Origin of the sequence: Cobetia sp. MB87 (genome assembly GCF_011319755.1) — a bacterium.
GTDB lineage: Bacteria > Pseudomonadota > Gammaproteobacteria > Pseudomonadales > Halomonadaceae > Cobetia.
The window spans coordinates 74,011-88,292 of the sequence record NZ_VFBC01000003.1; the positions used below are offsets into that span (position 1 = coordinate 74,011).

The window sequence follows — 14,282 nt, forward strand, 5'->3', positions numbered from 1 at the left end:
CGGATATTCCAGGACAGGGTCGCCGCGACAGTGCATCACAGCGAGGACTCCCGTGCCGGCCCGAAAGACACGCTCCCCTGCGCCAGACGATACCGCCAGTAGCCTGGATGACCTGCCCTCCCTGCGCGGGCTGGTCGCCTTTGACGTGACGGTTCGCCTGGGCTCGATGACGGCTGCGGCCAATGAGCTGGATACCACCCAGCCCACCATCTCCCAGCGCATCCGCGCGCTGGAGGAGCACCTGGGCCATCCGCTGTTCGATCGTCAGGGCGGCAGGCTGATACTCAACCACTATGGCGAGAGCTTCCATGCCGAACTGGCAGGCGGACTTGGCCAGGTCTGCAGCGCCGTGGACGAAGCACGTCGCAAGGTGCACAAGCCGACACCGCGAATCACCATCGCCGCGGGTGCCGGCTTCGCCCACGTCTGGCTGCGCCCGCGGCTGGAGCGATTGGAGCAGGCCTTTCCGGAGTGTCACTTCACGCTGCTGCCGATCGATCGCGATGAAGACCCGCAGATGCAGCAGGCCGATATCGCGATCCGCTTCGGCCCGCCGCTGACGGGCGACCATCGTGATACGCTGGTGGTCGCGGAGCGCGCCTTTCCGGTCTGCTCCCCGGATTACGCGCGGCGTCATGGTCTGGAGAAAGGGCTGGATGCCGAGGCACTGTCGCGCATCACTCTGCTGCATCTGGACATGCGCGATAGCCGCTGGCTGGACTGGGCCACCTGGTGTCGTCATGCCGGACTGCCGGCACCGCGTCTGGACAAGGCCTTCCCCTTCAACAACTTCCCGCTGACGCTGAACGCCGCCGTCAATCATCAGGGAGTCGCGCTGGGTTGGAGCCACGTCATCCAGGACCTGCTCGACAACGGCTCGCTGATCGCCCTGACGCCGCATATCTCGCGTGACCGTCATGGCTATCGCATGAGTGTCCGCCATCCCAACAGCGCCGTGATCCAACCCATCACCCGCTGGCTGACACGCGAATTTTCCGGTCTGACATTGCCTGACGCCTGACGCCCGCCCTCCTCACTCATCAGGTCTCAGAGACCGGCCTGAAGATCGCGCTGTACCCGTCTGGCGCGCGCTGACAGCGGCCACTCCGCCCGCGTGATCCACCACAGCGTATCCACCACCTCGACATCCCCATCTGCGGGTGCCACCACCTTGATGGCCTGAGGATTCTGGAAGGCCTCACGGGCATGACGCGGCACGACGCTGAAGCCCAGCCCTCGGGCGACCGGCTCCAGAATCAGGCTGATCTGGTTGGTGGAGCCACTGCGCGGCAGTGAGCTGATGCCCGGATTGCCCGGGAAGCGCCGACTCAACAGGCGCGATGCCATGTCCTGACCATCCGGGTGATCGATGAAGCCCAGTGTCTCGAGATCCCCCCAGTCATGGATCTCGACCCCCGCCGGCACTACCAGCTCGAGGGGTTCACGCGCCCATTCCGTCACGCTCAGGCGCGGGTCATCGGGCTTGAGCGTGACGATTCCCAGCTCGAAGCGATTCTCCAGCACGGCCTCCACCACCTCGCGCGTCGGCGCGAAACGATGGTGGACATTGAGGCCCGGTGACGCCTGCTGAAGCGCCAGCAAGCGCGGATAGATCGCCAGGCCGATGCTGCCCGGCGTGATCAACCGAATGTCGCCATGACTGTCTTCATTGCCCGCCAGACGCTGGGCCAGGCGCTGCTCGGCGGTTTCCATCTCGCGCGCGAAATCCAGCAGTGCATGGCCGGCCGGCGTCAGCTCGATCTTGCGCGGATGGCGGATCAACAGCGTGCCAAGCCGGGTTTCCAGCTGGCGTACATGCTGACTGACGGCGGCCTGGGTCAGATCGAGCCGCTCCGCGGTGCGCGTGAAGTTGCCGACACTCACCAGAGTGCGGAAGGTGCGAAGCCATTGGGGTTGCAGCATTCAAGCTCCTGGAGAGAAGAGTCAGGGGGCAGAGCCAGTGGACAGGATCAGAATGGCAGCGTCAGCAAGACTGGAAGGGTGAGTACATATCGCCATAAGCAAGTCTTATCATTATCATAACAGCTACGTAGTTTTCATTATTGCTCATGACGCCCAAGATGGCATCCAACGTCACGCAGGCAGTGACCGAGCCATTCCTTCACGACTCACATATCGAGGTGACTCATGAGCAACGAAAAGAACACACCGTATCCGCGCACCTTCTCCCACATCGGCCTGTCCGTCGGTGATGTGGAAGCCGCGGTCAAGTTCTACACCGAAGTACTGGGCTGGTACGTGGTGATGGAGCCGACCACCATTACCGAAGATGACTCCGCCATCGGCGTGATGTGCAGCGATGTCTTCGGTCCGGGCTGGGGCAGCTTCCGCATCGCCCACCTGTCCACCGGCGACCGTATCGGTGTCGAGATCTTCGAATTCCCGAACCACGAGACGCCGGAAAACAACTTCGAGTACTGGAAGACCGGCATCTTCCACTTCTGCGTCCAGGACCCGGATGTCGAAGGTCTGGCTGAGCGCATCGTCGCCGCCGGCGGCAAGCAGCGCATGCCGGTACGCGAGTACTTCCCGGGCGAGAAGCCGTTCCGCATGGTCTACATGGAAGACCCGTTCGGCAACATCCTCGAGGTCTACAGCCACAGCTATGAAATGACCTACGCCGCCGGCGCTTACCAGAACTGAGCACGGCCGCCAACGTCAGATACAGCAAGGCCCCGCCATGGCGGGGCCTTGCTGTATCTGACATATACGCTCGAGACATCTCGAAAGGCCTTCGCAACGACACACGATGACCGTTGCCGGGCGAATTCAGCGAAAGCCCTACTCTTGAGCCTCAATGAATGACGGGCATGCTGCGCACACGACGGTAAAGACTCTGACTGGCGAGTTGTGGACTGAGCAAGGCAATCCGTGCCTTCTGCACTGCAAGCTCACGTTGCAACAATGACCGGGTGCCAATGAACTCGGCGCAATCACCACAGTGCACCAGGTAATCATCAGCGCGCTCATGATACTGGTAATCCATGCTCAGGCAGTTACATACCGGGCAGGATAGAACGGCGTTGGCTTTCTCTTCCATGATTCGATTCCCTGGCGTCACACTGATGGAATTCACGGCGATGATCACACACGTTCAGTCAATCATTACGGGTGTGAACATCGCCCATGCTGTGTAAAACCCACCCAACTCACGCTACCTGTGATGTGATTTCTGTACAACTCTCTCTTGCCGGGATCATCTCTCGAAATGGTAACGAGGGGTAACTTGCTGGCGTGTTCAATACGTTGATCTGATCTCGAGTTGCCAGCCACCCTGGCCGCGACGAACATCCCGATAGCAAATCACATCGCGATAGTTACACAGCGATACCCAAGGCTACATTTTCTGGCCTCATGGAGAGCCAGCTTCAGATTCGCGTAACGACAAGACACGCTTACTCAGCAGACTTCCTCGCCAAACGGGCATGAAAAAACCCACCCTGGAGGGTGGGTCTTGCGAGAATCCATTCGACCGTGATCGCCAGCAGATCATTTCATCCTGCGCGCCGGATCATCCTGCTCGATACGGGTCAGTAGCCTGTCGAAGACGCCAGTCGCCAACAGTACAAAGGTGACGGCCAAACCAAGCCCCATCCAGATAGCGATATTGCTCATTGCCCCTTCCCCCTGCTGTTTTCTTGGTTTATTCAGCCCTTCTGCGACGCAATATGGCGCAAATTCAATATTTGTACAACATTTGATCATGAAAATATCGACCGCAGCAGGCGCTACGGCCGCCGGTACCATTTCCGGCCTTTGACAGGTGTCATCGCACTGCCACCGGCCATGATTTGAGCAATCGTTCAACAACAGGTAGTCTGACGCCATGAAGGGAATGGCGTGAGCTTGCCAGTTCGGACGTCTTGACGCTGATCCGCTGGCGCTGAACCCCTGGCGTCCCCGTCGGTCTGCCACCTCGCTTCGCGCCCTTCCTCTACCTGAAATCCTCCCGGGAGCCACCATGTCTGACACGACCTTTCCTGACGTACTGGTATTCGACGTCAATGAGACCCTGCTCGACATCACCACCCTTTCACCGCTGTTCACACGCGTGTTCGGCGATGACGGCGTACTACGTGAATGGTTCGCGCAGCTGGTGCTGTACTCGCAGACCATGACGCTCTCCGGGCGCTACACTCCCTTCGGTGCGCTCGGCGTGGGCGCTCTCAAGATGGTCGCCGACATCCATCAGGTCATGCTCAAGGACAGTGATATCGATGAGCTCAAGTCGCGCATGGCCGAGATGCCGGCCCATCCCGACGTTGCACCGGCGCTCGAGCGCTTGAAGCAGGCCGGTTTCCGCCTGGTGACCCTGACCAACTCCCCCGCGGGTGCCTCACCGACACCGCTGGAGAAAGCCGGCATCAGCGACGCCTTCGAGCAGCATTTCAGCGTCGACAGCGTCAAGCAGTTCAAGCCGGCGCCAGCCACCTATCAGCATGTGGCCGAGCAGCTCGAGGTCGAGCTGGGCGACATGTGCATGATCGCCTGCCATGTGTGGGACACCATCGGTGCCCAGGCCGCCGGCATGCAGGGCGCCCTGCTGACGCGCCCGCACAATGCCGTGCTGCCGGCCGAGAATGTGCCGACCCCGGACTTCATCGCCGCGGAACTGATGACCCTGGCAGACCAGTTGATCGCGGCCAGAGAGACCTGAGAGCACAAGCCGCTGAGCTCTCTTTCTGGACTCTCTCTAACTCCCTTTCCAGGCTCAGATTCTCAGCTCTGTCTCTGAGTGCTGCCCCATGACAACACGCCGCCCGCCCATTCGGACGGGCGGCGTTGCCGTGCCTGGCTTCGTGTTCGCTCTTTCTTCGCCGCCTCTTCGACCTTGGCGCTCTGCGCATTCTCGCCGTTCGATCTGCCGCCGCACATGACAGTCCGACGGCCTTGCTGGGACAGACTCACTTGAGTGAACGAAAGGCCTTGAGCATCTCGTCACGAGTCTGGCCGAGAGCCGTCTTGATCTCGGCATGCCGGCCGGTAATGCGCCACTCCGGCCCCAGTACCGAGATGGCGTAATGCCCCTGACTGGTCTCGAGCCCCATGGCGATGGCTGCGACCCCACGGGTGTGCTCACCGGCGTCGTACGCGTATCCGCAGCGACGAATCTCCGCCAGCTGCTCAAGTAGCTCGGACATGCTCGCGGTCTTGTCCGTATAAGCCGTGAGATCCGTGCCCAGCAGGCGCTCCACCTGCTCGTCCTCGAGATGCGAGAGCAGCACCTTGCCGCTGGCAGTCGCATGCAAGGACAGGAAATTACCGGCCATCGGCGATACCCGCAGGGGCTGCGGGGACAATACGGAGTGCAGTATCAGCAACTCGTTGCCGCTCAGGCTGCAGAGCACCACCGTCTCCTCGGTGGTGACACTCAAGGCTTCCAGAAATGACTTGGCGTGCGTAGTGATGTCGAGCTGACTATGGCGCGCTAGTCGCATCAAGGCAGACCCCAGCCGGATACCGCCATGCCCATGAATCTCCAGCAGGTCCTCCTGCGCCAGCGCGTCCACCAGCCGTTTGACGGTGGAACGCGGCAACTCACTGCGCTGAGCGATCTCCCCCAGACTCATGCCCCGCTCATTGCCTTCCAGGCTCTTGAGAATCGCCGCGACCCTGGCCACGACCTGTACGCCACCACCCTCACGTGTGGTCAAGACACATCTCCTTAACAAGCTAACTACTTGCCCAACAAAACCACTGAATGGTACAGTGTACCGTATAACGAAACACCTGCCGCGATATCTTCCTGTCCTTTCCGTCAGACGCGAGAACCTGCCAGTGGCTGCTGCTCAACCCTTCAACCTACGAATCGCTCTCGGCCTCGTGGGTATCCTGCTCGCCTCGCTGATGTCCGGTGTCGGCGAGCGAGTCACTCAGACGGTGCTGACGGATGTGATCGGTCATTTCGGCTTTTCCCATGATGAAGGCAGTTGGCTGACCACCCTCTACAGCGCTGCTGAAGTCTCGATGATGCTGCTGGCCGGCTGGCTGGCCGTGACCTTCAGCCTGCGCCGCTTCGCCATCGGTGCCTGCCTGTCACTGGCCGTGTTCTCACTGCTGGTGCCACTGGCCGACAGCTTTCCGCTGATGGCGGGACTGCGCGTTGCCCAGGGCCTGGCGTCCGGCAGCATCCTGCCGTTGTTGATGATGTCGGCGCTGCGCTTTCTGCCGTGGCACAGCAAGCTCTATGGCCTGTCGGCCTATGCGATGACGGCCACCTTCGGCCCTTATCTGTCGGCACCGCTGGCCGCGCTCTATGGCGACCTGGGCGACTGGAATCTGGTGTTCTGGGAAACCGCGCCGATGTGTCTCATCGCGGCGGCACTGGTGTCCTGGGGACTGCCACAGGACCCGCTCAAGCTGGAGCGCTGCAAGCAATTCGACTGGCTCGGTGCCTTGCTGGGCGTTACCGGTCTCTGCGCACTGGTGGCCGGCATGACCCAGGGCGAGCGTCTCGACTGGGGCAACTCCCCCGTGATCATCGCCCTGCTGGGCACGGGCGGACTGGCCTTCGCCGCCTTCCTGATCCACGAATGGTTCCACCCGTTGCCGCTCTACAAGCTGCAGCTCCTGGCCCATCGCAACTTCGCCTTCGGCATTCTTACCCTGTGTACCTTCATGTTCCTGACCCTGGCCGCCGGCACCATTCCCGCCGCCTTCCTGGGCGAGGTACAGGGCTATCGCCCCATGCAGCTGTTCCCGGTGATGCTGACCATGGCTCTGCCGCAGCTGCTGCTGGCACCGCTGGTGGCGACACTGATCAATCGCAGGAGCGTCGACAGCCGCTATGTGATGGCCACGGGCCTGGTGTTGATCCTGATCAGCTGCCTGCTGGGCTCGCAGCTCACCAGCGACTGGAATCGTGACAACTTCTATCTCATCGAGGTGCTCAACACCCTGGGCCAGCCGATGGTGGTGGTACCACTGCTAATGAATGCTACCGGCGCCATCAGTCCGCTGGACGGCCCCTTCGCCACCGCGATGGTCAACTCACTGCGCGCCCTGTTCACGGTGGTGGCCTCCACCGTCTATGGCAGCTTCCTCGTCACGCGTGAAGCCCTGCACACCACCCGCCTGGGCGAGGCACTCGGCCTGCAGGGCAATCAGCCCGCCAGACTCATCCAGGTCGATGCGGCAAGCGATATCACCACGCGCATCTCCGAGCAGGCCTCCGTGATGAGCTATGCGGATGCCTACCTCGCCATCATCCCCTTCGTGATGGCGCTGCTGATACTGGTCATGGTGCTGCCGATCCGCGCCTATCCCCCACAACCGACGCCAGCCGCCAGCTAAGCACCCTCCAGCTAAGCAACCTCCAACGACTTCCCTCTGCGACATAGACGACGAGATACGACACCGACATGAACAAGACACGTACCACCCTGTTGCTGAGCGTTCTGGCGCTTCTGCTGGTCGCAACCTACGCGGGCCTCTACTGGAAGGGCCACGATGGCCGCGAAGCCACCAACAATGCCTATGTGCGCGCCGATAGCGTGATGGTGACCACACGCGTCGCGGGCCAGATCGACAAGGTGCTGGTGGAAGACAACGAAGTGGTCAAGGCAGGCCAGATTGTGGCCACGCTGGATGACCGCGATTACCAGGCGTCCCTGCACTCCGCCCAGGCCGATCTCGCCGCCCAGCAGGCGGCGGTCGGTGATCTGGATGCCAACATCGAGCGTCAGCACGCCGTCGTGCAGCAGTCCATCGCCGAAGTGAAGTCCACCCAGGCCTCGCTGCGTTATGCGCGCAATGATGCCAAGCGTTACCGCAGCTTGCGCATGACCAACGCCGCTTCCCAACAGGACAAGGAAAAGGCCGATGAACAGCAGGGCATCCGGGAAGCCAATCTCGTGCAGGCCCGGGCGGCTCAGCGCTCGGCGGAAAAGCAGATCGGCGTCCTTGAAGCCCAGCGCGTGGAAGCCCTGGCCGAGGTCGAACGCTCACGTGCAGCGCTCGAGCAGGCGGAATTGAACGCTGGCTATACCGTCGTTCGTGCGCCGAAGGATGGCATCGTCACCCAGCGCTCACTGCGTGTCGGCGCCTACGTGCAACCGGGTGATTCGCTGCTGGCCATCGTGCCGCACAAGGAAGCCTATGTCATCGCCAACTATCTCGAGACCCAGATGGCCGAGATGGCGCCGGGCCAACCGGTCGAGATGTCGCTGGATAGCCTGCCGGGCAAGACCTTCACTGGCCATGTCGACAGCATCGCGCCGGCCTCCAGCAGCGCCTTCTCGGCAGTGGCCAGCGAGAACGCCACCGGCAACTTCACCAAGATCACCCAGCGCATGCCGGTCAAGATCGTGTTCGACCCGAACCAGCCCGACTTCGACAAGGTACGCATCGGCATGTCCGTGATCGCCCATGTCACGACCCAGCAGCAGTCCTGATTCGACACCAGCCCAACAGGTGATTGCGCTGGCAACTTCCGGGCCATGCAACTCTGGCACGTATCATGGCCACCAGAGCTGCCATCCCCATGTCGCCACACGAGTCCGGAGTCAGCACCTGCGCCACCTGGCCTGAACCGAAAAGCCCCCGTACGTCACTGACGCACAGGGGCTTTCCTTGTTGACCGACACGACCTCAGACAGCGCGCTCGCCTACGACTGACACAGCTGCCAGGCGTCGTGATCGATATCGAGCATGGCGGCGATGGCGGCCGAGGCCACGACATGCGTCTGGCCATTGGCTTCGTCATGCACGTCGAGACCGCCATGCACGACCGTCACTTCGGCGCGCCCACGCGGCAGCTCTCGTGTCACGACATCCACATCGACGGCGTCGGGTTGCTGCACGCCGATGGTGACCTCGACGCGCATCTGCTGGTGATCGATGCCGAGTGACTGGAACATCACGATGGAGGAGTGATGCAGGGCGTCCTGCACCGCACGGCAGGCCGCCTTGGTGTAGTCCTGACCGTAGAGGTCATTGCCGGTGCCCATCTCGAGAATGATGCGTTGCTCGCTCATGATTGACCTCCTGCCAACTGCCCGGCCGTGGAAGAAGTGGCCGCCGCACCGGCGGCCGCCACGCCGGTGGCCGCCATGTCGAATGACACGATGATGGCGACATTGGCGATCACGCTGACCCCGCTGCCATCCGGCTTGGCGACGTCCAGCCCGCCCTTGACCACGCGCACACTGGGCTGACCATAGGGAAAGATGCCCAGCAGGGCGTCACTGTCGACCTTGTCGGGCTGCTGCACGCCGATCTCAACCTCGATCAGCATCGCCTCCTTGGGAAAGCCGAAGGCATCCGCCACATTCAGGGAGTTGTGCCACAGGGCATCTCGAATCCCGCGGGCCGCCGCCTCGGTGTAGTTCTGGCTGCGAATGGAAGTGCCCATGCCGAACTGGGTCACCATGCGTGTCTTGGCCACATTACCCCCTGATTTCCTGTCACGGAAAAGACGTACCACTCGCGCCGCCCATCAGCGCGGATGCTTGAAAAGTCCGATCACCCAACCTGTCCCGCCCAGCAGCAGGGCGCCCTGCCAATCTCCCTGGAACAGCTCGATCAGCGCCAGGACGATCGCCACCAGCTGCGCACTGCGCACCGGGCTGATCGTCGAGGCCGGTCCATGGTCATCGGGTTCGGACATGCAGACTCCCCCACGGGCCTGACGTACGAGTCAGGTGATCACGATGACTCCATCGTTTCAGGAAAGCCTCAATCAGGAAATACGACTTCCGAACCTTGACGCCAGGCTGTCGACAGACTCACTCGGCGCCTCTGGTCTCCCTCGTCGATGGCCAGCTGTCCCCAGAAGTGGCCGGTGCTGAGTGAAAGCGTCGGGTCATTCATCAGCCAGGCAAAGGTGGCCATGGGGTCGAGATCGGCAAAGGTCTCCGGGTGCAGCCAGCGCGCGATGGCCTCCAGCGCGACGATGGCATAGGGCCCTTGATGGAAGCCATGCCATAGCGCCATCACCCGGCCCTGCTTGACGGCATCCAGCGACTGCCAGCCGGGCAGTGTCTGCACCATGCGCGCCAGATCGTGCTGGATATCCTCACCCGAGATACCGATGCCGGCGCGCAGGCCATCGCCCTTGGCCCACTGGCCACCGGTATTGAGAATCGCCTCGGGCGGGTGTGCCAGCACCCACTCCTTGCTGAGAGTGGCACCGCTGACCGGCGCCAGTTCAGCGGCCAGATTGCGCCCACCGGCCCGCGTGACCAGGTCCGCCACGCCGTTGTGCAGATTGGTACGGCAGCAATCCACCTTCACGCCCGGTGCGATGTTGATCAGCACGCGCGGCCGTTCGGCTATCGTCGCCAGACGTTCGTCAATCAGCGCCAGATGCGCCGCCATGGTGTCATCCACCTCGCGGGCACGCGCTTCAACACCGAGCACCTCGCCCAGCAGGCGCACGCTGACCGGGGCATCCTGCAGCGGATGATGATTGAACTCGACATACAAGTAGGGAGTGCCGACCTCGTCCAGCAGTGCTGCCAGCGGCGACCCTTCGATACGCGAACGCTGAGAGAGATCGAACAGCACCAGGTCCGGCGTCAGCGCCAGCAGCGCCTCGCCCTCGAGGCTCGGCGTCGAGGCGCGACTCAGCGCTGGCAGCGTGGCAAGTTGCGGCCAGCGCGCCTCGAGACGCTCGGTCATCGCGGGATCAAACACCGACAGGGGATAGGCCCAGCCGACGATACGCTCGAGTGGCGCATCCAGCAGCGTCAGCAGCGCATACAACTGGCGCGGCTGGGCCAGGAAGATGCGCTGTGGTGAGGCCTCAAGCATAACCTTGCGCCCGGCGAGATCCGTCACCTGACGCGGGAAGCTGGCCTGAGCCTGTTCAGTAGCGAAAGGCACCTTGGCAACCGGCTCGGTCTCACGGGCGGCGCTGTCCGAGGCACTTGCGAGCCCCGCCGCGAAGAGACTCGTGAACGCCAGCAGGCAACCCCCGGCCCAGTGCCTGCCACCACGCCGCATCGTCGTCATCGCCCCTACGTTCATCGACGGACTCCGAGATCACGGGTGATCTGACCGATATCCGCCTGGGCCGAATCAGCGACGCGGTCGGTGAGCACCACCGGATGGCCCAGCGAGCAGCTCTCGATCCGCGCCTCGATGCCGTAGGCCTCACGCAGATGGTCGGCGGTGATCACCTCCCGCGGTGCCCCGGTGGCCAGCAGGCCGGAGGGCGCGAACAGGATGATCTGATCGCAGAAACGCAGCGCCAGATTGATGTCATGCAGTGCGATCAGGCAGATGGCCTGCTGCTCCTGCACCACGCCGCGCACGCCTTCGATCAAGGCCAGCTGCCAGCGCAGGTCCAGCGCGCTGGTCGGCTCATCGAGCAGCAGCAGTTGCGGCTGGCGCACCAGCGCCTGGGCGAGACCGACCATCTGACGCTGTCCACCGGAGAGCGTATCCATGCGCCGAAAGGCCAGCGAATGCAGCGAGAGACGTGCAAAGACCTGCTCGACCAGCGAATCCGTGGCCTCGCGGCTCAGCTCGGCACGCGCCGCGCGACAGGCGCTGGCCACGGCTTCGTAGGCCACCAGGCTGGTCGGCTGCGGCAGCGTCTGCGGCAGATAACCGACATGGCGCATGCGGTTCGCCCCGTGCAGCGACGACAGCTCAAGCTCGCCGAGGTGGATCTCGCCCTTGGCCGGACGCATGCCGGCAATCGCCTTGAGGAAGGTCGACTTGCCCACCGCATTCGGCCCGAGTACCCCGACCAGTGAACCCGCCGGTAACGCAGGCAGATCGAGACGATCGAAGATCAGCCGACGCTGATAGCCGGTGGTCAGCTGCGAGATCTTCAAGGATGCTTGCGAATCAAAGACGTGATGATTCATGCCTGCCCCCTGCGCTGACCGAGCAGCAAGGCGAGGAAGCACGGAATGCCGATCAGGGACGTCACGATCCCCACCGGCAGCACCAGCCCGGGCACCAGCGACTCACTGGCCGTGGCGGCCAGCGACAGCACCAGCGCCCCCGCCAGCGCACTGCCAGGCAGATAGAAGCGATGGTCTTCCCCCAGCGCCAGACGCGCCATGTGTGGCCCGACCAGGCCGATGAAACCGATGGTGCCGACGAAGGCCACCGCTACTGCCGCCAGCAGGCTGACGCGCAACAGTGCCGTGCGACGCAGGCGAGTGACCGGCACGCCGAAGCTGCGCGCATGGTCTTCCCCGGCACGCAGCGCCGTCAGCGCCCAGGCACGCCGCATGGCGAAGGGCAGGCAGACGACCAATACGCTCGCAATGATCGCGACCCGCTCCCACGAGGCTTCCGAGAGGCTGCCCATGGTCCAGAACACCAGCTGTTGCAGCGCATCGGGACTGGCCACGAACTGCACCAGCGCATTGACGGCATTGAGCACGAAGACCAGCGCGATGCCGAACAGCACGATGACCTCGCGACTGGCGCCATACAGCGATGCCACGGCATCGATGGCCAGAATCGACAGCGCCGCGAACACGAAGGCCATCAGCGCGATGGTGTAGCTTGGCGGCAGCCCCGGCAAGGCGACATCCATGATGATGACCAGCGAGGCGCCAAGCGTCGCCGCTGCGCCCACGCCCAACGTGAAGGGGCTGGCCAGGGCGTTGTTGAGTACGGTCTGCATCTCGGCACCCGCAAGCCCCAGCGCGGCACCGACCAGCGCCGCCATCACGGCGGTCGGCAGGCGAATCTGCCAGACGATGGCTTCATTGATGGGGCCGTGGGAGCCGGGACTGAACAGTTCCCCCAGCAGATCGCTCAACGCGAGATCCGCCGGGCCGGTCATGATGTCGCCGAAGATGGCCAGCAATAGCGCCAGCCCCAGTGCAGTGAGTATCACCACGCGTTTCCAGGCGAAGCGTCGGTATTGCTGGGCGAGCGTGGGCGACGAATCAGGCGCTGAGGCTTGAGCGTGCGCGGGGGGAGACATCGGACTTTTTTCAATCACCAGCAAGGTCTGCCAATCGGGAGAGGGAAGAAGCATGCAGGCCAGAAAGGCCAGCCAGCGGCTGTCACGACAGGTCATGGAACACGCCTGCCAGCATGAGGAATGCGCAGATGATAATGATTGACGCCTGCAGTCACAATGCACACGGCCGCGACTGGCAATATGCGCGTCCCGGCTCACGTCCATTCAACCGTCAGGCTCAGGAAATGAGCAGCTCGGGAAATGACAGACTCAGCGAACAAGACGGCAAAAACTTGGTAGCGTCATGGCGGATTGCTATGTTCAAGATTCGCTCGTCCCTTCTCTTGCCCAGGAGTCTGACATGACCCGCCTCACTGCAAAGGATTTTGCCCCCGAGTTGCTGGAGCTGTACGACGGCTATGTGCATGGCCAGATCACCCGCCGCCAGTTTCTCGATCGCGCGGCGGCCTTTGCCGTCGCGGGCATGACGGCCACCTCGATTCTGGCAAGCCTCAGCCCCAACTACGCGCTGGCTTCTCAGGTCGAGTTCACCGACCCCGACATCGTCGCCGAATACATCACCTATCCCTCCCCCGAGGGTCACGGCGAGGTACGCGCCTACATGGTGCGCCCTGCCAACATGACCGGCCTGCTGCCCGGCGTGGTGGTGGTGCACGAGAACCGTGGCCTCAACCCCTACATCGAGGATGTCGCACGGCGGGTGGCCAAGGCCGGCTACATCGCCCTGGCACCGGATGGACTCAGCTCGGTGGGCGGCTATCCGGGCAATGACCCCAAGGGCAAGGAGCTGCAGGCGCAGATCGACCCCGAAAAGCTGATGAACGACTTCTTTGCCGCCATCGAATACCTGATGGCCGAGAATCGCACCACCGGCAAGATCGGCATCACCGGCTTCTGCTACGGCGGGGGCGTCTCCAATGCAGCCGCCGTCGCCTATCCGGAACTGGCCTGCGCCGTGCCCTTCTACGGCCGCCAGCCACGCGCCGAGGAAGTCGCAGCCATCCAGGCGCCGCTGCTGCTGCAGTACGCCGAGCATGACGAGCGCGTCAATGCCGGCTGGCCCGCCTATGAAGCCGCGCTCAAGGAGCACGACAAGGTCTACGAGGCCTATATCTACCCCGGCACCCACCACGGCTTCCACAACGACTCGACCCCACGCTATGACGAGGAAGCCGCCAAGCTTGCCTGGGACAGAACGCTTGAGTGGTTTGCCAAGTATCTGACCTGATACGCCTGAAGTGTCTTGAATGAGGCAAGGCCCTGCAAGACGACAAGACCCTGTAAAACGACCAGGCCCGATCATCACGCAATATTCGTGATGATCGGGCCTCATTCTTGTGGGCCAGGCAGTGGCTCAAGATGTCTT

16 protein-coding genes are annotated in these 14,282 nt (G+C 62.8%); 6 read left to right on the forward strand and 10 right to left on the reverse strand.

Going from position 1 to position 14,282, the window contains the following annotated elements:
• Nucleotides 1-52 precede the first annotated feature (52 nt).
• A complete protein-coding gene (locus tag CDPAHKCJ_RS01880) occupies nucleotides 53-1,021 on the forward strand; it encodes a LysR substrate-binding domain-containing protein (RefSeq protein WP_166018370.1) in 969 nt (322 codons plus the stop codon).
• A 26-nt stretch (nucleotides 1,022-1,047) separates the two neighbouring features.
• Here CDPAHKCJ_RS01880 and CDPAHKCJ_RS01885 read toward each other — a convergent pair whose 3' ends face one another.
• Entirely contained in the window at nucleotides 1,048-1,923 is an 876-nt protein-coding gene (locus tag CDPAHKCJ_RS01885) for a LysR family transcriptional regulator (protein WP_166018372.1), read from the reverse strand.
• Nucleotides 1,924-2,148: 225 nt separating this feature from the next.
• Here CDPAHKCJ_RS01885 and CDPAHKCJ_RS01890 point away from each other — a divergent pair, with 225 nt between their 5' ends.
• Nucleotides 2,149-2,664 carry a lactoylglutathione lyase family protein gene (locus tag CDPAHKCJ_RS01890; RefSeq protein ID WP_043333918.1) on the forward strand — a complete coding sequence of 172 codons (516 nt, stop codon included), beginning with the start codon at nucleotides 2,149-2,151 and terminating at the stop codon, nucleotides 2,662-2,664.
• A 151-nt stretch (nucleotides 2,665-2,815) separates the two neighbouring features.
• Here CDPAHKCJ_RS01890 and CDPAHKCJ_RS01895 read toward each other — a convergent pair whose 3' ends face one another.
• Both CDPAHKCJ_RS01895 and CDPAHKCJ_RS01900 read right to left on the reverse strand, forming a co-directional pair.
• Nucleotides 2,816-3,061 carry a hypothetical protein gene (locus CDPAHKCJ_RS01895; RefSeq protein ID WP_166018374.1) on the reverse strand — a complete coding sequence of 82 codons (246 nt, stop codon included), beginning with the start codon at nucleotides 3,059-3,061 and terminating at the stop codon, nucleotides 2,816-2,818.
• Nucleotides 3,062-3,510: 449 nt separating this feature from the next.
• A complete protein-coding gene (locus CDPAHKCJ_RS01900; protein ID WP_166018376.1) occupies nucleotides 3,511-3,849 on the reverse strand; it encodes a hypothetical protein in 339 nt (112 codons plus the stop codon).
• A 133-nt stretch (nucleotides 3,850-3,982) separates the two neighbouring features.
• Here CDPAHKCJ_RS01900 and CDPAHKCJ_RS01905 point away from each other — a divergent pair, with 133 nt between their 5' ends.
• Nucleotides 3,983-4,678, forward strand: coding sequence for a haloacid dehalogenase type II (locus CDPAHKCJ_RS01905; protein WP_166018378.1), 696 nt, complete (start codon nucleotides 3,983-3,985; stop codon nucleotides 4,676-4,678).
• A gap of 247 nt (nucleotides 4,679-4,925) precedes the next feature.
• Here CDPAHKCJ_RS01905 and CDPAHKCJ_RS01910 read toward each other — a convergent pair whose 3' ends face one another.
• Entirely contained in the window at nucleotides 4,926-5,675 is a 750-nt protein-coding gene (locus tag CDPAHKCJ_RS01910) for an IclR family transcriptional regulator (RefSeq protein ID WP_200017237.1), read from the reverse strand.
• Nucleotides 5,676-5,799: 124 nt separating this feature from the next.
• On the opposite strand from CDPAHKCJ_RS01910, the gene CDPAHKCJ_RS01915 reads away from it, so the two are divergent.
• Both CDPAHKCJ_RS01915 and CDPAHKCJ_RS01920 read left to right on the forward strand, forming a co-directional pair.
• A complete protein-coding gene (locus CDPAHKCJ_RS01915) occupies nucleotides 5,800-7,314 on the forward strand; it encodes an MFS transporter (RefSeq protein WP_205700764.1) in 1,515 nt (504 codons plus the stop codon).
• A gap of 68 nt (nucleotides 7,315-7,382) precedes the next feature.
• A complete protein-coding gene (locus CDPAHKCJ_RS01920) occupies nucleotides 7,383-8,414 on the forward strand; it encodes an HlyD family secretion protein (RefSeq protein WP_166018381.1) in 1,032 nt (343 codons plus the stop codon).
• A 213-nt stretch (nucleotides 8,415-8,627) separates the two neighbouring features.
• Here CDPAHKCJ_RS01920 and CDPAHKCJ_RS01925 read toward each other — a convergent pair whose 3' ends face one another.
• The 6 genes from CDPAHKCJ_RS01925 to CDPAHKCJ_RS01950 all read right to left on the reverse strand — a co-directional run bounded on the left by CDPAHKCJ_RS01925 (nucleotide 8,628) and on the right by CDPAHKCJ_RS01950 (nucleotide 12,829).
• Nucleotides 8,628-8,996 carry a Lin0512 family protein gene (locus CDPAHKCJ_RS01925; RefSeq protein ID WP_166018383.1) on the reverse strand — a complete coding sequence of 123 codons (369 nt, stop codon included), beginning with the start codon at nucleotides 8,994-8,996 and terminating at the stop codon, nucleotides 8,628-8,630.
• Nucleotides 8,993-9,406, reverse strand: a complete 414-nt coding sequence (locus tag CDPAHKCJ_RS01930) for a Lin0512 family protein (protein ID WP_166018385.1) — start codon at nucleotides 9,404-9,406, stop codon at nucleotides 8,993-8,995. Before CDPAHKCJ_RS01930 ends, CDPAHKCJ_RS01925 begins: the two co-directional genes overlap by 4 nt.
• A 51-nt stretch (nucleotides 9,407-9,457) precedes the next feature.
• Nucleotides 9,458-9,628, reverse strand: a complete 171-nt coding sequence (locus CDPAHKCJ_RS01935; protein ID WP_166018387.1) for a hypothetical protein — start codon at nucleotides 9,626-9,628, stop codon at nucleotides 9,458-9,460.
• A gap of 68 nt (nucleotides 9,629-9,696) precedes the next feature.
• Entirely contained in the window at nucleotides 9,697-10,974 is a 1,278-nt protein-coding gene (locus CDPAHKCJ_RS01940) for an ABC transporter substrate-binding protein (RefSeq protein ID WP_240916613.1), read from the reverse strand.
• Nucleotides 10,975-10,985: 11 nt separating this feature from the next.
• A complete protein-coding gene (locus tag CDPAHKCJ_RS01945) occupies nucleotides 10,986-11,837 on the reverse strand; it encodes an ABC transporter ATP-binding protein (RefSeq protein ID WP_166018389.1) in 852 nt (283 codons plus the stop codon).
• Nucleotides 11,834-12,829, reverse strand: a complete 996-nt coding sequence (locus tag CDPAHKCJ_RS01950) for an iron ABC transporter permease (RefSeq protein WP_346773884.1) — start codon at nucleotides 12,827-12,829, stop codon at nucleotides 11,834-11,836. The genes CDPAHKCJ_RS01945 and CDPAHKCJ_RS01950 overlap by 4 nt, the downstream gene beginning before the upstream one ends.
• 427 nt (nucleotides 12,830-13,256) lie before the next feature.
• On the opposite strand from CDPAHKCJ_RS01950, the gene yghX reads away from it, so the two are divergent.
• Entirely contained in the window at nucleotides 13,257-14,144 is an 888-nt protein-coding gene (gene yghX / locus CDPAHKCJ_RS01955; protein ID WP_166018393.1) for a YghX family hydrolase, read from the forward strand.
• Nucleotides 14,145-14,282: the final 138 nt, after the last annotated feature.

Bases quoted from the DNA above. Each gene is read 5' to 3' on its own strand.
- CDPAHKCJ_RS01900 (WP_166018376.1), bottom strand. From the start codon at position 3,849: ATGGCGTCAGACTACCTGTTGTTGAACGATTGCTCAAATCATGGCCGG.
- CDPAHKCJ_RS01890 (WP_043333918.1), top strand. From the start codon at position 2,149: ATGAGCAACGAAAAGAACACACCGTATCCGCGCACCTTCTCCCACATC.
- yghX (WP_166018393.1), top strand. From the start codon at position 13,257: ATGACCCGCCTCACTGCAAAGGATTTTGCCCCCGAGTTGCTGGAGCTG.
- CDPAHKCJ_RS01925 (WP_166018383.1), bottom strand. From the start codon at position 8,996: ATGAGCGAGCAACGCATCATTCTCGAGATGGGCACCGGCAATGACCTC.
- CDPAHKCJ_RS01940 (WP_240916613.1), bottom strand. From the start codon at position 10,974: ATGACGACGATGCGGCGTGGTGGCAGGCACTGGGCCGGGGGTTGCCTG.
- CDPAHKCJ_RS01945 (WP_166018389.1), bottom strand. From the start codon at position 11,837: ATGAATCATCACGTCTTTGATTCGCAAGCATCCTTGAAGATCTCGCAG.
- CDPAHKCJ_RS01935 (WP_166018387.1), bottom strand. From the start codon at position 9,628: ATGTCCGAACCCGATGACCATGGACCGGCCTCGACGATCAGCCCGGTG.
- CDPAHKCJ_RS01905 (WP_166018378.1), top strand. From the start codon at position 3,983: ATGTCTGACACGACCTTTCCTGACGTACTGGTATTCGACGTCAATGAG.
- CDPAHKCJ_RS01885 (WP_166018372.1), bottom strand. From the start codon at position 1,923: ATGCTGCAACCCCAATGGCTTCGCACCTTCCGCACTCTGGTGAGTGTC.
- CDPAHKCJ_RS01895 (WP_166018374.1), bottom strand. From the start codon at position 3,061: ATGGAAGAGAAAGCCAACGCCGTTCTATCCTGCCCGGTATGTAACTGC.
- CDPAHKCJ_RS01920 (WP_166018381.1), top strand. From the start codon at position 7,383: ATGAACAAGACACGTACCACCCTGTTGCTGAGCGTTCTGGCGCTTCTG.